This window comes from Nibribacter koreensis, assembly GCF_039541795.1.
Lineage (GTDB): Bacteria > Bacteroidota > Bacteroidia > Cytophagales > Hymenobacteraceae > Nibribacter > Nibribacter koreensis.
In genome coordinates this window covers 263,533-287,945 of sequence record NZ_BAABGX010000001.1, presented here as the reverse complement: position 1 = coordinate 287,945, position 24,413 = coordinate 263,533, and the positions used below count along the sequence as shown (strand labels likewise).

General features: G+C 46.9%; 16 protein-coding genes and 1 tRNA gene. 10 read left to right on the top strand and 7 right to left on the bottom strand.

Annotated features, from left to right (window positions below; translation table 11 throughout):
• Nucleotides 1–593: 593 nt before the first annotated feature.
• On the bottom strand, nucleotides 594–4,283 hold the full coding sequence (locus tag ABD880_RS01115) for a Kelch repeat-containing protein (RefSeq protein ID WP_345161462.1): 3,690 nt from the start codon (nucleotides 4,281–4,283) through the stop codon (nucleotides 594–596).
• Nucleotides 4,284–4,956: 673 nt separating this feature from the next.
• Here ABD880_RS01115 and ABD880_RS01110 point away from each other — a divergent pair.
• Entirely contained in the window at nucleotides 4,957–5,373 is a 417-nt protein-coding gene (locus ABD880_RS01110) for a hypothetical protein (protein ID WP_345161460.1), read from the top strand.
• Between the two features lie 121 nt (nucleotides 5,374–5,494).
• Complete coding sequence (locus ABD880_RS01105; RefSeq protein ID WP_345161458.1) at nucleotides 5,495–5,923, top strand: hypothetical protein; 429 nt, start codon at nucleotides 5,495–5,497, stop codon at nucleotides 5,921–5,923.
• Between the two features lie 204 nt (nucleotides 5,924–6,127).
• Here the strand turns inward: ABD880_RS01105 and ABD880_RS01100 are convergent, their stop codons facing one another.
• Nucleotides 6,128–6,862, bottom strand: a complete 735-nt coding sequence (locus ABD880_RS01100; protein WP_345161456.1) for a hypothetical protein — start codon at nucleotides 6,860–6,862, stop codon at nucleotides 6,128–6,130.
• 941 nt (nucleotides 6,863–7,803) lie between these two features.
• Here ABD880_RS01100 and ABD880_RS01095 point away from each other — a divergent pair.
• The 7 genes from ABD880_RS01095 (at nucleotide 7,804) to ABD880_RS01065 (ending at nucleotide 15,627) form a co-directional block, all read left to right on the top strand.
• Entirely contained in the window at nucleotides 7,804–9,633 is a 1,830-nt protein-coding gene (locus ABD880_RS01095; protein ID WP_345161454.1) for a DNA/RNA non-specific endonuclease, read from the top strand.
• Nucleotides 9,634–10,047: 414 nt separating this feature from the next.
• The gene (locus ABD880_RS01090; protein WP_345161452.1) at nucleotides 10,048–10,404 is read left to right on the top strand and encodes a hypothetical protein; all 357 of its coding nucleotides are present in this window, start codon (nucleotides 10,048–10,050) and stop codon (nucleotides 10,402–10,404) included.
• 772 nt (nucleotides 10,405–11,176) lie between these two features.
• Nucleotides 11,177–11,668 carry a YciE/YciF ferroxidase family protein gene (locus ABD880_RS01085; RefSeq protein WP_345161450.1) on the top strand — a complete coding sequence of 164 codons (492 nt, stop codon included), beginning with the start codon at nucleotides 11,177–11,179 and terminating at the stop codon, nucleotides 11,666–11,668.
• Between the two features lie 730 nt (nucleotides 11,669–12,398).
• A complete protein-coding gene (locus ABD880_RS01080; RefSeq protein WP_345161448.1) occupies nucleotides 12,399–12,893 on the top strand; it encodes a VOC family protein in 495 nt (164 codons plus the stop codon).
• A gap of 231 nt (nucleotides 12,894–13,124) precedes the next feature.
• Nucleotides 13,125–13,934: a hypothetical protein gene (locus tag ABD880_RS01075; RefSeq protein WP_345161446.1), complete on the top strand. Its 810-nt coding sequence runs from the start codon at nucleotides 13,125–13,127 to the stop codon at nucleotides 13,932–13,934.
• 453 nt (nucleotides 13,935–14,387) lie between these two features.
• Nucleotides 14,388–15,329, top strand: coding sequence for a DUF808 domain-containing protein (locus ABD880_RS01070; protein ID WP_345161444.1), 942 nt, complete (start codon nucleotides 14,388–14,390; stop codon nucleotides 15,327–15,329).
• Nucleotides 15,330–15,555: 226 nt separating this feature from the next.
• Nucleotides 15,556–15,627, top strand: a tRNA-Glu gene (locus ABD880_RS01065).
• A gap of 567 nt (nucleotides 15,628–16,194) precedes the next feature.
• Here ABD880_RS01065 and ABD880_RS01060 read toward each other — a convergent pair.
• Genes ABD880_RS01060 through ABD880_RS01050 form a run of 3 tightly spaced genes read right to left on the bottom strand, consistent with a single transcriptional unit; the run spans nucleotide 16,195 to nucleotide 21,930 of the window.
• Nucleotides 16,195–17,628, bottom strand: coding sequence for a TolC family protein (locus tag ABD880_RS01060; RefSeq protein WP_345161442.1), 1,434 nt, complete (start codon nucleotides 17,626–17,628; stop codon nucleotides 16,195–16,197).
• A 4-nt stretch (nucleotides 17,629–17,632) separates the two neighbouring features.
• Nucleotides 17,633–20,821, bottom strand: coding sequence for an efflux RND transporter permease subunit (locus ABD880_RS01055; RefSeq protein WP_345161440.1), 3,189 nt, complete (start codon nucleotides 20,819–20,821; stop codon nucleotides 17,633–17,635).
• Between the two features lie 26 nt (nucleotides 20,822–20,847).
• On the bottom strand, nucleotides 20,848–21,930 hold the full coding sequence (locus tag ABD880_RS01050) for an efflux RND transporter periplasmic adaptor subunit (protein WP_345161438.1): 1,083 nt from the start codon (nucleotides 21,928–21,930) through the stop codon (nucleotides 20,848–20,850).
• Between the two features lie 221 nt (nucleotides 21,931–22,151).
• Here ABD880_RS01050 and ABD880_RS01045 point away from each other — a divergent pair, with 221 nt between their 5' ends.
• The gene (locus ABD880_RS01045; protein ID WP_345161436.1) at nucleotides 22,152–22,322 is read left to right on the top strand and encodes a hypothetical protein; all 171 of its coding nucleotides are present in this window, start codon (nucleotides 22,152–22,154) and stop codon (nucleotides 22,320–22,322) included.
• A 480-nt stretch (nucleotides 22,323–22,802) separates the two neighbouring features.
• On the opposite strand, the gene ABD880_RS01040 is transcribed toward ABD880_RS01045, so the two are convergent.
• The gene (locus ABD880_RS01040) at nucleotides 22,803–23,258 is read right to left on the bottom strand and encodes a hypothetical protein (protein ID WP_345161434.1); all 456 of its coding nucleotides are present in this window, start codon (nucleotides 23,256–23,258) and stop codon (nucleotides 22,803–22,805) included.
• A gap of 53 nt (nucleotides 23,259–23,311) precedes the next feature.
• Nucleotides 23,312–24,109, bottom strand: coding sequence for a VIT1/CCC1 transporter family protein (locus tag ABD880_RS01035; protein WP_425575813.1), 798 nt, complete (start codon nucleotides 24,107–24,109; stop codon nucleotides 23,312–23,314).
• Nucleotides 24,110–24,413: the final 304 nt, after the last annotated feature.

Here is a 24,413-nt window from a genome sequence, read left to right as displayed (position 1 = left end):
TTTCTATACCTAGCCTTTACCAAAAAAAATACCAAAGCTATTATATGATAAATATTTAGGTATAGCTAGTCCAAGAACGGAGGTTATGTTCAGCAGACGCTATAGGATTTCAGGTTATGATTTAATGCTCAAGAAAATCGTAAAGCTATTTTTTTGGATAAGGGTCGACAATTCTATACCACAGACTTCAATTATAATCTCAAAAGGCCTGTAAGATAATCTCTTACAGACCTTTTTATTTGGTATGCGGAAAGATATACGTACAACTTTCTAAGCTTACCATTTTAATTCTAAAACATTTTGAGCCCGTCACAGAGTCGAAAAACTATCTTATTATAATGAGATGAGTTATTAAGGTGCCAACTTCACTGATAATGGCTTAATTCTACATGGTCAGTTTCCGTTTCATATGAAGGCCGTTTTCTGGGACACAAAACATATAAGAAGGAAGACTTTCCGGTAAAGTGGATATGATGTATAGATAAAAGCGTATTGAACTATAATGCTATACTTAAAAATAGCCCCGGCTCTCATATATAGAAAGAACCGAGGCTATTCAATTTATTTACTAAATGCGATGGATATTTTTTCCTTTAAAACTTAGACAATCTTAGTACCACTGGCACCTTGTCCTGTACCTGCACCGTCACGAAGTAGATTCCTGTGGCCAAGGCTTCCAGATTTATCTCGATACGGTCTTTCACTGTGGACTGGCTAACAAGTTTGCCAGATGCACTGGTCACTGTCACAACGGCCTTGTTTCCTTTACCCAACTCCAGTAGCGACTTTCCGGTGGACGGGTTAGGGTACAGTTTCATCACTGGAGCTTCTTCTAAGTCAACAGAAGACGTGACCGTATTAATGGTCAAGGTGCCATTGGCTGTGCCTGCGTAGTTAACGTCTACCACCTGCGTCACCACAGCATACGTACCAACCGCCGTAGGCACCGTGGCTGAGCCGTTATATGTAGTCTGCACTGTTAGGTTGGCTGGGTTGGTAGTAACAGTAACGGCCTTGGGCGTGTTGTCAAACTGTTGCGTGAGGTTAGAGAGCGTAACTGTGGCCGTAGCCTTATTGATGGTGAGCTCCATGTCATCTGAGCCCGCCAGGTAGTTGGCGTCTGTGGCCACAGTGGCTCTAACCTTTACCTTCCCAGACTTGACAACGGTCACCGCACTGTTGCCAGCACCAGAGAGCGCGACATCCCCTGGATAAGTAGCGGTGAGTTCTTCCAGCACCTGATAAGAAACCGTTCCTGAAGAATTGGTGGTAGCCGCTAAGGTAAACGTGCTTGGGCTATAGGTCCTGGTGACATCATCGAAGGCAACGGTTGGCGTGGCTTTTGAGGAAGCGATGATTCTTGAATAGGCAATGCCCTCCCCGCAGGCATTCACCGCCTTCACAGAGATTGCCCCGGTCGCTGATCCATTAGTGGATTTTATGATTATAGCATTCGTATTCTGTCCTGCTACAATTTCAAACCCTGCAGGCACTGTCCAGTTGTAAGAAGTGGCCCCCACGACAGAGTTGACCGTAAAGGTGGCGTTTGTACCATATGTGATAGTGCTGGCCCACGTTCCGGCGCCAGATGGTTGACCTGGCAAAGGATTGACCGTTACGTCTATCTTGGCTCTTGGGCCTTCCACCCCTTCTACCGTCTGGCTCACCCAGTAAGAAACCGTCCCCGCCGACGTGGTGGCAGGCACCGGTGCAGAGGAAAGGCTGGTGCTGGTAGTGGCCGTGGCATACCATTTTAGATTAGCGCCCGTGGCCGTTAAGGCACTAGCCGTTGCATTCTGGCAATAGGTAACAGGCGTGGTCACGGTTGGCGCAGGCGGCGTGGCATCCATAGTCAGGACGGCATACAACTCGCCCATTATTTCCTTGCTGGCTACACTGGTAAGCTCCAGATATTTGTCAGGACCATAGTTGTTGAATGTTCCAGTGAGCGAAGTGAATACCCCAAAGTTCTGCGGATTCATGTTATTCAATGGGTCATGGTCATTGGTACTCCCAAAGTACCGCATGATCTTGATGTCATTGATGGTTTTGCTGGTGTTGTATTTGGTGTTGAATGCCTGCACAAACTTGTTCAGCTCAGTGGTAGTATAGTACAGCCTTAAATTGGTGCCGTTCGCTAGGCTTGACCTGTTTTTAAACAAGATGCTTTTGTTCAAGAACATAACGTGCTCACTGTAAGCTTGGTCGAATTTGCCTACCATGGTTCTGTAGGGTTGCTGAGTATCTATGGAATTGACCTCATGGCATACTCCACTACCGCCACTGGTAGCGGCAATGACCGCTGAGAACAATTTGCCGTCCAGGTCATAAATGGTATGCGCGTAGTTGAGAGGAAGCATGTAAGAACCACAAGACTCTGGAGGATTGGAAATACTGCCTACCGTTGGCGTGAAGAGGCCTACCTGTTGTGAAACCCCCATGTCAAACTTGAGCTCATGCCATGCGTTTGAGGAGTAGGTTCCATAGGTTTGATTGCTACCGTTCTCACCGAATCCAAAATAGATTCCTGATGGAGTTGAGACAATGGTCTTGCTGTTAGTACTGAAGGGTTTGTTGATAATATACTGCCACGTATTAGCCACAGGATCAAATACCGTGATTTTCTCATCATACCCGTTGCCTTGGAGCACTAAATATGCCTTCCCGTTGTAGACATAAGCCTGGTTAGTAGTAGCTGTAGTATTATATCCTGGAACCGACACTGGAATGATTTGCCAGGTATTGGTTGAGAAGGAATACTTGAACATATTGACAGTTGCGGAAGTACCTCTGTAACTTAACACATAGACGGCGTCGCCTAAAACAAAATAGCTGAGCGAATGTCCATCGCTTGCTTCAAAAGGGGCGTTCCCTAAAAGTCTCCAGGCATTTGTGGCGGGGTCATATTCCCAAAAATCTTTGGTAGAAGTGTTACCTGTGTTAGCTCCCATACCCGCGTAAATCTTTCCATTGTAAACCAACGCTACCATTCTTGTCCTTCTGCCCCCGGGGAAGGGCGCCTTAGAAGTCCATTGGTTGGTAGCTGGATCATACTCTAACAAGGCATCTGTGTAGTTTTGACCATTTGAACCATACGGAATGTTTCTATCATAACCGCCAATGAAGTATCCTTTTCCATTCAGCTCCACTGCGGCTCTTTGGGCGTGGGTGGAAGGGAATGGGGTCTTAGAGGCCCATTGATTGGTAGCTGGGTTGTATTCCCAGAAATCGTCTAGGCTTTCGCTGTCATGCCCGCCACCCGCATATATTTTCCCATTGAGGTAGACACCAGCGGCTTCGGTTCTATTACCACCTAACTCCTCATCCGTAGTTTGCCAAGTGTGGGATATGGTGCTATATTGAAAAAGATTGTCTGAATATTTAGGAGGATTAGTGCCGAAGCTACCACCAAAGATGAATATGTCATCCCCGATGGCGGCAATCCCAGCTTTGGTGATGCGATATGGCGTATTGGTGCCCACGTCAGGCACGTCCATCACGTTCTGCCTTCTGGTCCACGTGTTGGCTACAGGGTCATACTCGTACCAGAGCTGGGACTTCTGGGTAGGGTGCTCGCCCAGGCCTGCGTAGCCTTTTCCCTTGAGGCCAATGGCAGACCCATATGTATAGGGATAAGGCATGGCAGCCTTTGGAGTCCAGGAGTCTGTGGTGGGATTGTACTCATAAAATGGGTTCGTGTTGGTTGCTGTTCCTCCCCCCCAGTAGCCTTTCCCATTTACACTGAAAGCAATGGTGCCGCTGTTATTACTGGGGCCAGGGTAATTACCTCTCTTCGTAAACGTCTTAGACACTATGTTGTAGGAGTAGAAGTGATTACCCATTTGGGAGGTCACAAAGATGGTATCGTTCACCACGAAACCTGCATCTGGATTTAAATCTGCCGGCAGGTGCCTTTCATGCGTCCATTCGTTCTTTGCAAAATCATACACAGACACGCCGGTGCCGTAGGCATTAAAGGAATAGATCTTACCTTTTACGGTAAATAGACTGCGCCCCCGTATAGCATTGGCACAACTTGAACCAAGGGGTTGTAGCTTCCTCAATACTCCAGTGGCAGGGTCATACTCCGTAAAATCTTTTGGCCCGCAACTGTTGTAGCCGCCTAAGATGTAGAGCTTGTTGTTGAGGGACGCCATGCCGGGCTCTTCCCTGGCAGACATGTCATTGCCTAGGGACTTTCTAGTCACCCAGGAGCCTACCTGCGCATTGGCACAGAGCACGAGGAGTAAGAATAGGAAGATTAGTGTAAATATTCTATTCATATAACAAAGTTTGGTGTACAGATTAAGCGATTCCCAAAGGTATTTCCGAAAATGGCCACAGGCTCAGGTGGACTTGCAATCTTTCCTGTGTCATCTTAGGACTGGGACATATCAAGAAAATCAGGTCAATGTATTGGGAAGAGTTTTTTTAGCACTGCTGTTTGCCTTCATGACAGTACTTGATTTGAAATACAAACTGTATCTAATTACAGGAATGGTGCGCACCTCACAGCCATAATGCTTTAAACATAAGAGAGTTATGCTTTTTGGCGAAAATAAAAAATGGTTTCTAATCCACAAATACCTAAAAGTAGGTATCTATTGTCAGGTGTTTCACAAGACTTTTTGGTGTCATAATTCGTAAATCAATAACCTAATACCGGCAATCATTTTCAGTTGATTTACTGAAAGTTTCTTCCATGCTCCAAGTTGCAGAAAGTCTAATAGATATGTTTAATGAATGATAAGGCAGGAGATAAAAAGGCGTAAATCTTCACAAAACACACTCAGTTTTTGGACGTTCGCAAAAAGGTTTTAAACAAGGTATCTTTAGATGAACACAGTGCTCACCTTGCTCAACGAAAGCGGTTTATAATTTTAACCAAAACTCATAACTTTGCGAATAACACCCACACTCATTCTCTAGACTGACAACCTATTCAATCCCAACTGTATGAAGATAAGGTTACTCACGCTTCTACTACTCTCCATATCGTTCACTTCCATAGCGCAGACCAACTGCGACTCCCCCACCATGGTAGCCTTTGGTGCATCAGAGAAAGCATTGGCTGACACGGCCCCGATCTTGGACTTTCCTGGTGTTTTCACCTTCAGGTTGGAGCCTAACACCTCGTGCCCCGCCGCCGTCGCCTACGAAGCGGTAGAAGGCATGGCATATTATATGAAAGGCGGTAAGCTGGTAGACGAGAGAAGCTTCAAAGGGAGCAGTTTCGTAGCCGTACCATGGCGCGACAATGCGAAGCCCGGTGACAGGGTGACTATCCAAGTCACGCATTTCTATGGCACAAACGCCAAGGGCCAGAAGAAGGCTTTCACCAAGCCCGTCATCAAGATCATCACTTTTAGATAAGGCAATCCTAAACCATATGAATGGCTGGGGCACTGAACCTAAACCGAGTATTCCCATTCATCCTCCCCTGGCCGGTGCAGTCGCGAGCCAAGTAGCCCTCCCTGTTGCCTTTGCTACCACTATGAACCAAATGAAACAAGTACTCTGCACGCTGGCGCTCCTCCTCTGGGGCGCAGTATCGTTTGCCCAAAACAAAACTACGCAAACCAAGCCCCCATGCTTATCTCCGGAGCTTGAGATTTACGACGACAAACAAGTTAAGCTTACAGAGGGTGCCATTCCAACTGGCAAGGTCACGCTGCGCCTTAAAAAGAACAATGCTTGCCAGGAAGGCGTCAAATATGAGGTGCAGGCGTTTAACATTACCCTGGCGCGCGGTTACATTGCAATGGAACAAACAACTGTAGGTGGGAATATGCTAGACTTGGCAGAATTGAAGAGCAAAGTGATGCCTGGTGACCGTATGGTGCTTTTTCTTTTAGTCAAGTATACCGCAGAAAAAGGAAAGGCTGGCGAGACAAATAACTACTATACCTGGATTTTCAAATAAGAACGATAAAAGGCTTAGGCAGTGTGTTTTTGAATATTCAAAGAGACAATCAGCAAAACCAATTACTGACTTATTTACTGAGGCCGGCTAAAGGAAAATCTTTTATAGTATTCTGCTTTTCATAAAAAAGGCCGCTCTGTGAAAGAGCGGCCTTTTCTTAATTTATAGAATACCTGCAACAACAGGCAAATTCTTATCTATATACTACAAATACCCTTTCACGACGAGATATTCCAGTATCTTCTTGTTCAGGTTGTTAACGCCTGTCACCTTTAGTTCATCAGTCTCCTTTTCCTTTACCAGGTTCATTTCAATCTTGAAATCCCCGCCTTGGTTCATACTTGAGCTCCAGTCGTAAAAGGCCCTCAACACGTTTTCCTCCTTTGAATTAAATACGCGAAGTTCACGCCTGCCCTCATTGCCAGGGACAGTGTGATTGCTTAGGGTTCCTATGATCAGGCCGTCTTGCAATATCTTGTTCTCTAGTGTTTCTACCGACTTGCTTTTATCCCGGACTATCAGTCCCTTATTGTCATAGGTGACGGCTTTGTTAGAATGGTAATAGCCCCCGTATTTTTCTATCCAAGCTTTTTTATACCCGGCGTTATATCCAGCCTTGGTGAAGATGGAGTCCTTGATGATGAATTTAGCAATGCTCTTCTCGTAGGCGTCTGCCGTGCGTGGAAGATGGGACTTGTTGTCATCCAAAAAGACAAGGGTCCCCTGGTCGCCTTCCCATTTTAAGCGAGGCACGTCTTGCAGGTCATAGATGGTGAACTCTGGCATGGTTTGCAGAAGCATGTTGCCCTTCTGGGTCTTCTTGATCTTGAAAAGATTCTGGCCGTCAACGGATACAACGCCGTTTGTGATGACCATTGTTTGCGCTATTCCACTGAATGAGAACAGCATGGCACAAATAAACAGGTAAATGTTTTTCATGTAAATTGTATGATTTAAAAAAATTGGCGCAATTTATTAAAAGTCACACATTTACCCTAGCCAAATAAATACTCGCGCCACTGATCTCATTTAATTTAAAGCACCCATGTCTAATTGCTTTATCAACTACTACCGAGGGCACAACCATGGTGAGGCATCTTTTTACGAGGATGGAATAAAATCCGCCCTTTAAAAAAGGTGCCAGATTAGGTGGCAAAACATCAGCTAACATCTATTAACTCGTAGGACGCCTGAAAGCCTTTTAAGCGGGAGGCCAAACGAGAAAAGCCCATAAGGTAATATGGCAGAATATGCAGAGGTGCCTAGGCACACGCGGAGGGAGTGAGGGTCTGATTGCCGAGCCCCTTGGTGAGGCTGGCCCAAATCCTAAGGAGCCCCTCATGGCAATCGCAAAGTGATATCTGCCACGTCTACTTCGGGTGCATAAGTGTGGTTTGGAGGGGGGCTTTGAAGAATGGAAATGTAGCTTGATTAAAAGCTCAGATAGGACTCATCCTTTGGACGAGCTTGGTCTTCCATCAAGTTTAAATTTGGTTGATCTACACTAACGATGGCTGGGAGATTTATGGCTAATCGGGAAAGGATGGATACTTTTAGCCTACCTTTAGTTAACCTTATTGCCTAACTACACCCCATAGCCAAATCTTATGATACAACATGTGTTATGTAAATCATAAGATTCTATGTCACTATTTCAGCACTCATAAAAATTGTTGTATTGTATAAGGTGACTTAGCACTTTTGCTTTGTGGCCTGTGTCTAATAGGGCAATGAACTTAGTAATCCACTTTGACAAATTCTGTTAGATAGAGAAACCATATATAACTGAGGGTTAAATATTTGTTAAGTTTCGGTGTATGGCTTTGAAAGACGCCAGGGATTTTTCAGCTTTAGCCCACTTTCAAACCTAACCCTCACTTATGAAAAAACTCTACCTCTTCGGATGGCTCATGGCCCTCCAGACTCTGCTCTTCCTGCCTGGATGCGAGCAGGAACTCATCAACCCCGCCTCCCCTGTTTCTGCTAGCCGCACCCAGGCCGCCAGCGTCCTGCACCAAGAAGGCTTCGAGACCGGCACCAAGACCAGCTACACCTTGGGCACGGTGGCCCTCACGGACGGCTCCTGGAACTTCCAAGACGCGCTCATCGGGAACAGCACCTCCGACGCCAAGCGCGGGACCGCCTCGGCCCGCCTGCAGAACAGCGGCAAGCTCACCATGCAGTTCGACTACCCTGACGGGGCCAAGTCCTTCTCCGTCCACTACGGCAAGTTCGGCAAGGACAAGTCCACCTCCTTCGAGGTGTACTACTCCACCAACTCGGGGGCTACCTGGACCTTGGCCGGTAGCCGCCTTACCGCGGGCTCTACCACCCTGCAACAGGCCACCATCAGCCTGAACGTCTCAGGGCCGGTGCGCTTTGAGATAAGAAAGACAGACGCCACCACCAGTCGCCTGAACCTGGATGATGTCAGCGTGGAGTCCAACCCAGCGGTCGTGGCCCCTGCGGTGAGCGAGGACTACGAGGCCGGCTCCAAGGGGAGTTACGGCGCAGGAGTGGTAACGTTCCCTTCCGGTAACTGGCTCCTAAATGAATCTCTGATTGGGACTCTGGACTCCGACCGCAAGACGGGCCTCAAGTCGGTGAGGATACGAGACCTGGGCTCTCTGGAGATGCAGTTCAACGTGCAGGAGGCGCAGAGCGTAACGGTGAGCCACGCCACCTACGGAACGGACGGTTCCAGCACCTGGGAACTCCAGGCCTCCACAGACGGCGGCGCCACCTGGGTGAAGCAGGGCAACACTGTTACCTCCACCACTACCCTTCAACCGGTAACCATTGCCGTTAACTTCACCGCTGGCGTGAGGTTCAGAATACAGAAGACATCCGGCTCTGGCCTCAGAATCAACATCGACGACTTCAGCGTGAGCGGCACGGCCGGCGGTAGCACCGGCGGGGGTGGCTCAACTGGGGGTGGCACGGCAGACACCACGGGTACGGCAGGCTCAGTTCATTTGAGTCTGGGCAACCCCTCCAACGCAATGACGGACGTAGCCCTTTACAACAACTACCTGTTGAGAAAGGACGAGTTCGTGATGTCTTACAGCAGGGACAAGGCAACGGCCAACTGGGTGAGCTGGCACCTGGACGAGTCCTGGCTGGGAAGCACCCCGCGCCAGGATGACTTCCGGGCGGACGTCACACTTCCTGCGGGCTGGTACCAGGTGACTGCCTCCGACTACAGCTTGAGCGGCTTCGACCGGGGCCACATGTGTCCGTCTGCGGACCGCACGCTCACGGTGGACGACAACTCCCGCACCTTCCTGATGACCAACATGATCCCGCAGGCCCCCAACAACAACCAGACGGGCTGGGCGAACCTGGAGAGTTACAGCCGCTCCCTGCTCACGGGCGGCTATGAGGTCTACGTCATCTCCGGTGGCTACGGAGTGGGCGGCTCCGGCTCCAACGGGTACGCCACCACCATCGCCAACGGCAGGGTGACCGTTCCCTCCAACACCTGGAAGGTAGTGGTCATCATCCCCGACGGCGAGAATGACGCCACCCGGGTGACCACCGGCACGCGGGTGATTGCCGTGGACATGCCCAACAACCAGACCGTTACCTCTGACTGGCGCCAGTACAGGACCACGGTAGACGCCATCGAGGCCAAGACAGGCTATGACTTGCTTTCGCTCATCAGCGACAGCGTCGAGGCCGTGGTGGAAGCCAGAGTGGACGCACTGTAGTTTAGCATCTGGCAACGCTTTAACAAAAAAGGCACCTCATTATCGTGAGGTGCCTTTTTATTGCTGGCATAAACATGACTCTGCCAGGTACTTTGTAACGAACTCCAAACTATCTGAATATTCCAATTTGCTACCGGGGCTATAGCTGAGCTTACTATATCCTTTTTAGCTGTATCTTCTTAGCCGAGTTGATGATAAGAGGCTCCTTCTCAAGCTTGAATGAGCTGGTTTGATGGGTAATGGAAATATGTCCAGCATCTAATTTTAAAATTCTCCCAGATTATTCACGCCCAGAAGAAATCGTTATATTTGAAGGTTGCGGGAGTACAACCATGGTTGAAAATGAATATGCAAATGGATTGCAATCAACTCGGTAAGACATGCCTTACCCGGGCATCATAACTACGAAACGATATGAAATCTTTCAAAACCCTCATTACTATTTTAGCCGCGGGTATTTCCCTGGCGACGCTGAGCGCTTGCGACAAGTGCGAAGGCGAGAACCCAAGCGCGCGCATCATCAACAGAGGCACGAAGGAAGCCAGCGTGCAGATTAAAACCTCCAACGGCAACACCGAGAACCTCAACAACGTGGCGGCCGGTACCACCTCTGCCGCCAGGCAGTATGCGGCGGGAACGGTCACTTTCACCATCACGGTAGACAAGGCCGAGGTAGTGAAGACCGTGCAAATGGACGAGTGCCACGAATATGACATCATCATCGCGCCAGACAACACCGTTACCACAGACTCCCGCGACCTAAACGACTAGGCTGGGCTCCCTTTAGATTTTACTGCATCATATACATGGCTCTTTTCAAGGGTTTATGTGAATGAAGTTTAAATTGGGAGACCGTTAAAATTGAAATTCTAATTTTATTATCCGCAATTGTATGTCAGAAGTTATGGCCAGATGACTTCAAAGGGTTTCAGAGTTTGATTTCCAGCTGAAGAAACTGACAAAACAAAGCCAAGTCACTGTGAATAAGGTTCGATAATTCCATCCTACGGTCTACTAAAAAGCCTCTCAGTTCATTCTGAGGGGCTTTTTTCGTTTTAACACTTTCATAATAGTTAAGGACTGTTTCTTGCGCCTCAATCATGAGACCTACATTACTGAGTCTCTGCCTGGCAGTTTTATCTTTTCTGCATTTGCGCAGACAGACTGCAACACGCCTACCACTCCCTATGCATTGCTTATAAGGACACGGCCTTTCAGCAATAAAGATCAAAACAAAATTTCAGGGAAGATCTGGGATGGGCTGCCGTCCACGCAGTAAAAAAAACCATTACAAGCCATCCCCGATCGCTATAACTCTACTTCTTGTATTTTTATATTTAGGAAAAAGTGGTTCGGTATTAGTTACTGCCTTATTGAGAAGGCTATCAAACCATGATTGACAGATGCTTAAGGCTATAAAACAGGCTTAAGAAGTGAGATTATTTGCCTAGCAAATGGCTAAGGCCTGCATATCAGGCATCAACTCTTTAGGGCCCTCCGCGTATAGACCTTCCGAACACAAACCAACAGAACCTATACCGCTATGGCTAAATTAAGAACATTAGAAGACCTTTTTGAACATCAATTAAAAGACCTTTACAGCGCCGAGAAGCAATTGATTGAGGCACTCCCTAAAATGGCGAAGGCCACCGAAGATGCCAAATTGCGCAAGGCCTTTGAAACCCATCTAGAAGAAACCAAGGAACAGAAAGCTCGCTTAGAGAAAGTTTGCGAATTGGTTGGCATTAGCCCAGGCCGCATGAAGTGCAAGGCCATGGAAGGTTTGGTTGAGGAAGGCGAAGAGACCATTGAAGAAGATGCAGAACCAGAAGTAAAAGACGCCGGTCTAATTGCCTCTGCCCAACGCATTGAGCACTATGAGATTGCCGGGTACGGCACCGCCGCTCACTATGCTGAACGCCTAGGCCACGCAGAAGCTGCTCAATTATTGAGACTTACTCTGGAGGAGGAGCAAAAGACAGATACGCTCCTAAACAAGCTTGCCAAAGGGTACATTAACCAGAAAGCTGAATAGGTTAAACAACATATGCATAAAAAAAGCCCGCCTACTAAAAGGCGGGCTTTTTTTATGTTCTACATCTACGTTGCCAGTTTACATGATTCGTTGGCAGAACACTGCTTTCTAATCTAGAAAAAGTATAAAAACCTATTCACAGGCAGATGGCCATAGTAATTTTAGAATTTGATCCTAGGGCTTTAGCACGCTCACTCAACTAGATTGTCAATTCTATTGCATAATCATTCCTTTTATAATAAAGGCACGGCTGTGAGAAGCATCGTTGAAGTCCTTTTCACCTTTTTTTATAATCAAGAAAAGAACAAATCTAGGCCTAGACTTCTATTCGCAAAGGATTATAAAATTTATCCAAAATGATAGTTTTCACGTTTCAATAACCAACTGTTCGGCAGGTTACCTAAGCTTACATAAACTAATAGGATGCTTGTGATTTCATGTTAACTCAATGTCTTTTCCTGATGTGGTAAAGAAAGTTGAACATGATTAAAAAAAAGATGGCAGGCAAAAGACAATTAGCAAGCACTATTAACATTTACCACCATAAAAGTTACTAGCTAGAGGATGCTTGTTTTTAGCTTGGCAACAGGCTTATCACCCAAGGCTTAGCAATTGTCTCTTTTTATCTTGTCAGAAATTGGTCATGAAAGTTGAAGGAAAAAGTAAATGCACTCGGGCATCATAAGGTAGCATTTACTTGAAACTATGATCCAACCAAAATTTTGATTGAATGGCTGATGACTATGTAGTACCCGCACACACCCGCATAGGGCACGTACACCTCAAAGTGGCCGACTTGGACAGGGCACTCGCGTTTTACTGCGATGTGTTAGGCTTTGAAATTACCACCCACTACGGCAGCCAGGCTGCTTTCATTTCTGCTGGCGGTTACCACCACCATATTGGGCTAAATACCTGGTACAGCCAAGGCGCTCCACCAGCCACTAAAGAGGGGGTGGGCTTGTTTCATACCGCCATCCTCTACCCTACCAGAAAGGATCTGGCAAAGATAGTAGACAGACTGCGGCAACTCAAATATCCCATTACAGGAGCCAGCGATCATGGCGTGTCTGAGGCCATTTACCTCAATGACCCTGACGGCAATGGCGTGGAGTTGTATTGGGATAAACCAAAAGAGGCATGGCCTTCTAAACCAGACGGAACCTTAGAAATGTACACCAAGCCCCTGGACCTGCGCCATTTGCTAGAGGAGCTAGATAGGTAAGCTTTTCCAAGGAAGCGTTCCAGTATATTGAGGTTATCTTACCCTTTTCTATGCTTTAGCATCATTTAAAGTCCTGTTGGTTTCATGAGGCGCTAAGAGCATTGATGATAGTAAAGACCAGATGCAAGTACATTTCTTTCGCTTTTTACTTAAAAACAAAGAGTCTCTGGCTCTGGTTAAGAGCATGTTTAACCCTATTATAGAAGTTTACTTTAAGGACCAAGAACCTATATGATAAGATCCCCTAAGACATTGGCTGTATTGAATACCTTGTTTTTTCTCCTGCATCTTATCCCCTCTCAACTAACGCAGACAAGAGTTTTCAATGACCAGACCATTGGTGATGTGTCAGACAAGTATCCAGCTCTATTCACTCCGGCAGGCATCACCTTCTCTATTTGGGGAGTCATCTACGTGGCACTGCTCGCTTTCTGCGTGTACCACTTAGTAAAGTCCTTCAAAGAGGCAATGGAACATGAAGCAAATGCAGACCTGCAACGGATTGGCTTTTTGTTTATGCTGAACAATTTGGCCACCGGCGCCTGGACCATTGCCTGGGTGTATGAGTGGCTGTTGTTGTCTGTACTGCTTATCTTCCTTCAGTTAGCGACCTTACTAACCATTCACCTACGCATAGGCATTTACAATGCTGGCAGGTCAGGAGCCTCGCGGTGGCTAACGCAGGTTCCTTTGAGCTTGTACTTTGGCTGGATCATCATCGCGACGGTTGCCAATGTCAGCTCAGCTTTGGTGGGCTTGGGTTGGAATGGGTTTACCTTAAGCCCCAGTCTATGGACTATGATCATGATTGCGGTAGCCACGGGCATTGTCTTGTTTGTTGTCTATACCAGGACAAACATAGCCGTAGGGTTGGTAGGTATCTGGGCATTCTATGGCATCATAGTAAAGCATCAGACCCTCTCCCTGCCAGATAGTCCTCAGATAATAGCAACTGCCTGGGTAGGCATAGGGCTTATTGGTGTGTTGGTAGCCACGGTTCTATTCAGGATTTCTAAAAAGCCAACCCAATTAGCGCAATAGAATTCACAAATACGTAGGTGCCTCTTACAAGCATGGCAGGTAAAATTCCTTTTCAGATATTAATTTAAGTATCAATAACTTGGAAAACCTAAAGGCGGTAATACCAAAAGCATAAGCAACCACTAGTCTTATCGGATATTTGCTAAAAACTATCTTTTGCCTATGTTGCTACCCACTTTCATTCAAGAATAATAAGCATATAGGCGTAGCTCTAAGATAGTCCGTTAAGGTGTTTGGCTAGCGCTACATGTCATGCATAGATAGCTCTGCTTAGGCTTTGTCTTCCTGCCAGCTTTTGCCGTTTTTATGTCCTTAAATACTACTTCGTTTTTGGCCTCTTTTCTGGAAAACAGGCAAAAAACAGTATATTGGCAGGATAATTTACCTCAGATTATGATTGCCTTTGCTACCATGGGCATGTTACAAAATACAATTTAACCTAAGAACTACCTAATGGCTTCAGGTCTTCTTGCCTTATTAGATGATGTAGCGGCGCTTGTAAAAGTGAGTGCGGCCAGTTTGGATGACGTGCCGGCCCAGGTGGCAAAAACCACCGGAAAGGTGTCTGGCATTGTGATAGATGACACGGCAGTAACACCAAAATACGTGGTGGGCTTGGACCCGTCTCGGGAGCTTTCCATCATTTTTCAGATTGCAAAGAAATCACTCTTTAATAAAATCATTTTCTTAAGCCCGGCGGCCTTGTTGCTGGGGTTCTTCGCTCCTTGGGCCATCACACCCATACTCATGCTTGGTGGCGCCTATCTGTGCTTTGAAGGATATGAGAAAGTGCACTCTATGTTTAGTCAACACCATGGTGACGGGACGGCAGAGAACGTGGAGCAGATGAAGGTCATTACGCCCGAAGAACTAGAGAAAGAGAGGATTGATGGTGCCGTAAGAACAGACTTAATCCTTTCTTCTGAGATTGTAGCCATCACCTATTCCACCGTGGCAGATACTCCACTGGCTAACCAAATCATTGTCATGTTGGCTGTGGCAGTCTTTATCACGGTGGCGGTTTACGGTTTTGTAGGCCTCATTGTAAAAGCCGATGACATGGGCGTGCACATGGCCAAAGACAAATTCCATCCGGCAGTGCAAAAATTTGGCCGTGGCTTGGTTAAAAGAATGCCAGCTTTTCTTAAAATATTGGCGTATGTGGGCACGGCGGCTATGCTCTGGGTGGGTGCCGAAATCGTGATTCATGGTATTCCCTTCCTGCACCATGCTTTAGAGAATTTAATCCTTTCATTACCCGAGGTTCCTATTCTTCAATGGTTGGTGAAAGTGTTGGTGTCTGCCTTGGCGGGTATTGTACTGGGTTTTATCATTGAGAAAATAGTCAAAGTGGTTCGTAAGCTTTTCAAGTCTAAAAAAACTGAAGCTGTTTAATCGCACCACAAAAGATTATTTTGGCGGTCAGATGCAAAAACTTTTAAAAGCCACCTTTTATCAATCCTGACTTTTAACAATCTGACACCTAATATTTTACTTTAACTTAGCGCCCTGTCATTTTCTTTTAGCAAGGAAACAAAGCAAATATTCTATATTTTTTCTTGGTTTGGCTTTTGCAAATCAAAATCACCCCGCTATATTTGCACCATCAAAACCGACAGATGGTCCGTTCGTCTAGGGGTTAGGACACCAGATTTTCATTCTGGTAACAGGGGTTCGATTCCCCTACGGACTACAGATTAACATTCAAAAAGCCGCTTTAACTTACGTTTAAGCGGCTTTTTTCATCTTAGAGTAACAAAAAAGTAACAAATAAATTTTCATCCTCTGTTACTCTCCCCAATTCAAAGTCAGACCTCATTTTCCGGCTTTGTACTTTCGCCAGGATTTATCCAGCTATCACGGCAGTACTCAAAACCATGATTGCTCCTTCAGGACCCCAATCCTAGAATAGGGATGGCCTCAAATCTAAGCCTTATCGCACCTATTGATCAATACCGTTTCGACTTATTAGTTGTCTCAATCATCCGTCTCACGAATCAAATAATTGTTTTGATTCGTGAGACGGATGATTGAGACGTTATAGAGTAAGTCACGCTCAACTGGTCAAAATATTAAACGGCCTCAAGAAACGGCCATTTTATGAGATAAAGATTTAATTTCTTTAACACTCTATATAAATTAAAGTGAAAATTCTATTTCATATAATAGAACAGCATTTAAAACTATAATCAAAGCTCAAGGCAAACTTCTAAATAAGAAGATTTGCCTTGAGCTTTGATTATAGTTTTTTAGTTAGAATCTATTGCTTCCAGCCGCCGCCTAATGCCCGGTAAATATTCACCATGGCATTCATTTGCTGCATTTTGGTTTCTATCAGGTCAAACCTAGACTCCAGCGCCTCGCGTTGGGTAAGTAGCACCTCTAAATAATCTGCCCGGGCAGACCGGAACAATTGATTGGAAATATCAACGGATTGGGCAAGGGCTTCTACCTCTTTCGCCTTTAGGTCATAGCTTCTCTCCAGATTATTGATTTTAGCCAATTGATTCACCACCTCAATGTTCGCGTTAAGAATTGTGCGCTCATAGTTGTACACGGCCTGCAACTGCTGGGCGTTGGCCCCTAAGTACATGGCCTTAATGGCATTCTTGTTCACCAGCGGGGCGGTCACATCTCCTATCAATGAAAACAGGATAGACTCTGGCTCCAGTAGGTGGCTTGGGCTAAAGGCCTGCAAGCCTATTCCCGCTGAAATACCTAAAGAAGGGTAAAACCTGGCTTTGGCTACCTGCACATCTAACTTGGATGCTTCCAACTGTAACTCTGCCTGCCTAATATCCGGCCTATTAACTAACAACTGCGCCGGAATACCTGCCTGAATGGTCTTGGGTACTAGGTCCTCAAACGTCTGGCTGCCCCGCTGCACCGGCTGCGGGAACCTGCCCACCAGGAGGTTGATTCGGTTCTCTGTCTCTACAATCTTCTGCTGGATGTCATATTGCAGGCTTTGGGTATGATACACCTGGGCCTGAAATCTGCGCACGGCAAGTTCAGTAGCGCGGGCCGCCTCTTTCTGCACCTTCACAATCTCCAAGGCGCTGCTTTGCAGCTTCATGTTCTGCTGCACTATGGCCAGCTGGTTGTCCAGGGCCAACAATTCATAGTAGGAGTTGGCTATCTCGGCAATCAGGTTGGTGACCATAAAGTTTCTGCCTTCCACGCTGGCCAAGTACCGGTTCACGGCCGACTTACGCGCATTGCGCAGCTTGTGCCAGATGTCCACTTCCCAGGTGGCGTAGGCGCCTCCCATCAAATCCGTTAGTGGCTCGGGCATTTTATGGCCCGGCTCCATATCAATGTTGGCTTCCATGGCGCCAATGTTGGTGAACCTGGCCACTTTCTCCACGCCGGCACCGCCTCTCAGTCCCACAGACGGCAGGTACTCTCCTATTCTCGCAAGCACCTCGTTCTGGGCGATCTGGATTTCCTGCAAGGTAATGTTCAGCTCCTGGTTGTTTTGAAGGGCGGTGTCAATCAGTGCAGTTAGGCTAGGATCAGCAAAGAACTCCTGCCACCTCATTTGGGCAGTGTTTGTAGTATCCTGAGAGTTGACAAAACTTGCAGGCACTGCCGTATTGGCTGTCTTTTGCACCAGCGTAGGCAAATTACAGGCCGTAAACGTGAGGGAAGCAAAAGCTACCCCCACCCATTTATAAATTCTGTTTCTATACATGATTTTACTTTTCTTCAATGAGGGATAAACTTTCATCTGCGTAGACATACCCTTCGGTTAAAGGGGTTTCATGTTCATCCCTGATTAGGTGACGACCGTCCGCCATCTTAGCGAAGATGTAGTACAAGCCCGGAATGATGACCACCCCGAAAATGGTCCCGAACAACATACCACCCAAAGCCGAGGCTCCAATAGTACGGTTACCAATGGCTCCTGCGCCCGTGGCAACAATCAAAGGAATCAGACCGGCAACAAACGCGAAGGAGGTCATGAGAATGGGACGGAAACGTACCTTGGCTCCTTCAATGGCGGCCTCCAGAATGGTGTAGCCCTGTAGACGTTTCTGCACCGCAAACTCCACAATCAATACCGCGTTCTTTCCTAACAGACCCACCAGCATGATCATACCTACCTGGGCATAAATGTTGTTTTCCAGTCCCATCAGCTTCAGGAGCAAGAAGGAGCCAAAAATCCCGACGGGCAACGAAAGCACCACCGCAAACGGCAGAATAAAGCTCTCGTACTGGGCCGCCAACACGAAGTAGACGAACAGCAATACCACCAGGAACACATACAAGGACTCATTCCCCCTGATGGACTCATCATAAGAAAGGCCTTCCCAGGCAATGTCATAACCTTTCGGAAGTGTTTGCGCCGCAACTTCCTGCACCGCCTGAATAGCGTCTGCCGTTGTGTATCCTTTAGCTGGAAGCCCTTGGATGGGGGCAGAGTTATACAAGTTGAAACGTGTTACCTCATTAGGCCCCTGCGTCTTCTTCAGTTTCATGAACGCAGAGTAAGGCACCATTTCGCCTTGGTCGTTTTTGACAAACAGGTTCAAGATGTCAGAGGGCATCCTTCTGAATTTAGGGTCTGACTGCACGTACACCTTGAAGAACTGGTTGAACTTGATGAAGCCCTGCTCATAGGTACTACCAATCATAATGTTCAAATTTTCCATAGCCTTGCCAATAGACACGCCTTTCTGCATAGCTAGGTTGTTGTCAATCTGCAGTTCATACTGAGGGTAGTTGGCCGCGAAGAAAGTAAACAAACCAGTCAGCTCTTTCCGCTTGCCCAGGTTCTCCATGAACTGCTTATTGATCTTATCAAACTCCTGGTAGTCGGTGCTGGAGTTCTTGTCCAGCAGACGCATGGAGAAACCACCCGAAGAACCAAACCCTGGGATGGCGGGAGGCTCAAAGAACTCCACCACTGCGCCCAGGCCTTTAGATTTCTCCTCCAACTCTTCCATAATCTCCTTCACCGTATGCTCCCGGTCAGACCAAGGCTTGAGGTTGATCAAACAGGTGCCGGCGTTAGATCCTCGTCCCTCGGTCATGATCTCATACCCGGCCAAAGAAGACACGGACTCTACCCCTTCAATCTCTTCGCAAATTTTCTGAAGTCTGTGCGAGACCTGGTTAGTGGTCTCAAGCGTAGAGCCAGGCGGCGTCTGCACAATGGCGTAGATGGTGCCTTGGTCCTCATTAGGAATAAAGCCTGCGGGTAGCAACTTGCTTTGCAAGAAGATTCCCACGCAAAAAGCAAGGAGAATACCCCAGGTGAGCAATCTTCTGCTCACAATGGTCCTGAGCAGTCCCACGTATCTGCCCGTCAGTTTATCAAAACCATTATTAAAACTGTCTAATGCTCTGTTCAAAGGATTTCGCTTTTTAGGCTTCCCGTGGTTGTTCTTCAACAGCATGGAGCACAGCACAGGTGTAAGCGTAAGCGCTATCACCGCTGAAATGACAATAGAACTGGCCATGGTGATGGAAAACTGCCGATAGAAAATACCCACCGGGCCTGACATAAACAGCAAGGGAACGAACACCGCCGTCATAACCAGCGTGATGGCAATAATAGCCCCGCCAATTTCCCGCAACACCTCAATGGTAGCCTTGTAAGGTGAAAGGTTGGTTTCCTCCATCTTGGCGTGAACCGCCTCCACAACCACAATGGCGTTATCGACCACAATACCAATGGCCAACACAAGTGCGAACAGCGTGATAAGGTTAATGGAAAGCCCAAAGAACTGGATCACAAAGAAGGTACCAATCAAGGACACCGGCACCGCCAGAATAGGAATCAAAGTAGACCGCCAGTCGCCCAGAAAAATGAACACTACCAGCGCCACCAGGATAAAGGCATCCCGCAGGGTGTGCAATACCTGGTCAATGGATGCATCCAGGAACTGCGACACGTCATAGCTGATCTTGTAGTCCATGCCCGGAGGAAAGGAGGCTTTCATTTCCTCCAGCTGCGTTTTTACGTCTGCTATTACGTCACTTGCATTACTGCCGTAGTTTTGTTTCAATACAATGGCCGCCGAGGGCATTCCATCAAGGTTGGAGTAAATGTCAAAGAATTCACTTCCCAGCTCTACCGTGGCAATGTCACTTAGGTGGACGCTCTCCCCTTCTGAGTTAGCCCTTACAATAATGCTTTCATACTCCTCTGGCTTGTTGTAGCGACCCTTGTAGGTAAGCACATATTCCAGGGACTGGGCGGCAATACCGGAGCTTTGCCCCAAACGACCCGGCCTCCCGATTATGCTTTGCTCGGCCAGTGCCTCCATCACTTCTTCTACAGAGATTTTATAGGCGCGCATACGTTCTGGGTTCAGCCAAACGCGCATGGCGTACCGGCGGCTACCTAATATCTGTGCTCGGGCCACGCCTTTTATCCGTTGTATCTCTGGAATCATCTTCACGGTGGCATAGTTGAACAGGAACTTCTCATCCATGCTCTTTTCCTTAGAATAGAGGTTGACGTACATCAACATACTGGGCTGGATGGGCGTGATCACCACGCCTTCTCGCTGTACCAGTTCTGGGAGAAGTGGCATAACTTGGTCTACCCGGGTTTTCACCCTAATTACCGCGTCATTGGGGTCGGTGCCCGGCTCAAAGATGATTCTGAGCGTGGCTTCCCCCGCACTGGTGGCATCTGAGGCAATGTAGCGCATGCCTTCCACCCCGTTAATGGCTTGCTCCAAGGTAATGAGCGTAGAGTTCACCAACACATCTGCACTGGACCCTGGGTAGGCAATGAAAATATTGACCGTGGTAGGCGCAATGTCCGGGAACTGGGAAATGGGCAGCTGTTTAATGGCCAAGCCGCCCACAAAAACAATCATGACCGATATTATAATCGCGAATACGGGCCTATGTATAAATTTACTAAACATGTCTTCTGGTTTTTGGGAATAGGGACCTACTCCGCATATAATTCTAACTGAGACATTACTTTACCTGGCTCCACAAACTTGGGGTGGATTTTCTCATTCTCCTTCACCAGACGCAAGCCTTCCAGAAGGACTCTGTCGGTTTCGCCCAGACCTTTCTGCACCACGTAAATGTGGGGGAGTTCGGCGGCTACGGTAATCTCCTTTGAGTGTATCACATTGTTCTTATCTAGCACATAGACATATTTCTTGTCAAGCACCTCAAAGGTGGCTTTCTGCGGAATGAGCAGGGCGTTTTTCATGGGTACCTCCATCCGGATGTTGCCCGTGGAGCCATGGCGTAGCAAGCCGTTTGGATTTGGGAAAGTGGCTCGGAAGGCAATGTTTCCGGTTTCATTGTTGAAGTCAGCCTCTATGGTTTCCACTAGGCCCGGGTACTCAAACACCTGCTGATTGGCCAAGATCAACTTGACTTTCTTCATGTTGTTGCCCTTCTGGCTGGTTTTATAGTCCAAGTACTCAGACTCAGGCACATTGAAATACACCCACATCTGGCGGTTGTCAGACAGGGTGGTCATTAACTCGCCCTCGTCTACCAAACTACCCAACCTAACCTCAAAGTGGTCCATTATCCCTTCAAACGGGGCCCGTATTTGCGTGAAACCCAGATGGACCCGCGCCAGAGACACCTCTGCTTTCGCTTTGTTCAATTTGGCCTGCGCCATGGCCAATTCATTGGGAGACACAATGTTGCTAGAGGTCAGCTTCTTGGTGTTTTGGTATTCAATCTGGGCAAAACTGGCTTCGGCCTGGGCTTTCTCCAGCTCTGCCTGGTACATGTTGGGCATAATCTGAAACATGAGTTGCCCTTTTTTAACCAATTGCCCTTCGTCCACAAAGATCTTCTGCAGGTAGCCTTTTTCCAGGGCTCTTACCTCAATATGGCTTATGGCGTGTATTTGGCTTACATAGTCCTTAGAAATCAAGGTGTCCTTTTTAAGAGGGCTGGTTACTAGAAACTCTGTTTTCTCTTCCTTTGCTTCTATTTTTGACTCACAGCTTGTCTGAAAGAACAAGGTGCTCAAACTCAGGAGCATGAAAATTCTCTTCATGGTAATTTGGGTTAAACTAAAAGTATGGGATGTAAAATTTGATGCTAGGCGCACCGCATTGGCCTGACGGCAGGGGCATTTTGTTTTGGTAATCAAGAGGAGCGCAGGCCATATCCACAACCTGCGCGGTTGCTATATCAAATCTTTCTGAGCAAGAGATGAAAATCTAAATGGCATTTACACGGTAGGAACAAGACTGTCCTTTGCCTGTCTATTAGCATTTGCTAGCAAAGGCCAACCATTTAGAAATAAAAAGGATAAGATTAGGCGGAGTTAGAAGCCTAGGAAAGTTTGCCTTAATTCCTGAAAACCTGAAGCAGGAGGTGTATTCTGTTGGAAGGGCAATAAAAAAGGCCCTTGCAAAGAAGGGAGATCCTTGTGAGAGAGCCTAAAAGGAATGCTAAGACATGGGCGAAGAAGACAGCAGTTAGGTAAATGCTGTTCTCAGCCAGTTTTTTAAATAAAGAAGTCTTTTCCTCCTCCGCCTCATTTTCTGGCGAATAGAGTTTGATCTGGTTTTCCTTGGTAGCCGGTTCAGAGAACTTAAGGGAATAGCCCAAGTCTTGCTGTAATTCACCAACACTGGCTAAATACCCCGCACCTATGCCCGGTTTAGAAGAAGAGAGGTAGGCACTCTCATTGTTGGGTTGGGCATGCAGGTAACTGAACCCACCCAAAAGCAGGATACAAAGCGATAAAAGAAACTTTATGAGCGCCTTTTTCATCTGAGGATCAAAAGTATAACAGACCTATCAAAACGGCAAGCATTAAATTTTTATTTAAATTAGAAGTGATGTTATGTCTTATAGATCAGGAATATTAAATGATTTATTCAACTTTTCTTGCTGTTCAAGAGAGGCTAAATTAGTCTTCTATAGTTCTTCTTCGGCTTTAGCATTATTTTTTGTCGATGGGGCCTTAAAGTCTGATCTAATCTCCGTGTGCCGTATCTCTCCGCCAGTCGTTCCAGTCTCCCTGCCGAAATAAATCACCACCAGCGCGAAAACCAGGACGGCCATGCTTACGACGTTAGAAAATGACTTTTGCTTATAGTTTGCCCACATCCCAATCATTGACATCACGCCTAAAACATAGGTTAGGACTGAAAACAGCTCGGCAGACTCTTCGTGTTCTTCAATGTAATTTTCAGTTACGCCACTGATATTCTCTAAGAATTCCTCCGCCCCCTCGCCGCTTGTCATTGCCGCGATAGAAGTCAGGGAACCTATGATAAAAACCAGGAAGGCCGTTCGTTTTACTGAATCTGATTTAAATAGAAAGCCTACCAACAGTAAAGTTATCCCCACGATCGGTAGAATGATCGGCAAGTGGTTTACCACTAGGTGAAAATGCGCTTAGTTCATGTTATTGGGGTTTAGGACTATACATTGACGCCAAAAATATATCCAACCAGGGCGGACAAGCCCATGGCTATCGATCCCCAGACTACAATTCTCAAAACTGCCATACTCATACTTGAGCCCCCTGTCTTGGCAGAAACAGCCCCGAGAACAATGAGTGACAGGATCGTGAAACCGTAGAGATAATACTCCATACTATGAACGGGTGCAAAGAGTATCACCAACAAAGGTAAAAGCCCGCCTGCCGTGAAGGCCGCGCCCGAGGCAAAGGCCGCTTGTATGGGATTGGCCTGACTTATCTCGTTAATTCCCAATTCATCCCGTATGTGGGTGCCCAAGGCATCTGACTCGGTTAACTCTTTTGCCACTTGTAAGGCCGTTTCCTTCTTCAGCCCCCTTTTCTCATAAATCTCCGCAAGTATTTGCAGTTCAGCCTTGGGCATTGTCTCCAGCTCTATTCTCTCTCTTTCAATGTCGGCTTTTTCGATGTCGGTCTGGGAACTAACGGACACATACTCGCCAGCCGCCATGGACAATGCCCCGGCCACCAGTCCGGCAACCGTTGCCAGAAGAATTGGGTCTCTTGTCGTGCTGGCAGCCGCTACGCCGATGGCCAGACTGGAGATGGATATGATGCCGTCATTAGCCCCCAGCACGGCGGCCCTCAGCCAGTTACTCCGGTGTATGTAGTGGCTGTCTAGGTAGTTGTCAATGGTTATCATTTTCTTGTTGCTGGTATGCCTTTTAATCTTCTGCCAACTATATAAATTAAATACTTGCTTGTATGCATCACTAACTGAAATCCCTTTGGTCTTCATGAACAGAGTTGGCGCCTGAGTTTATGCGAAAGGATGACTTTATACAGACTATAGGGCTAGTTTCTTAATTGCTATACATCGTTTTTGAATTGCTATACATCGTTTTTGGCTTGTTTTAACGAAAACAGCCAAAAAACGCCTTCGGATCAAAACTCTATCTTACAAGTAGGTCTATCGCTTTATATAACCAAGGTAAGTATCTTCTCTTCAGCCTTCTAATAAATACCACTTTAATGGCTGGCAGGAACCAAGCAAGGCATGGTTGTTGTCTTAGTGATATACGCTGCCTTTTCTTAATACATCC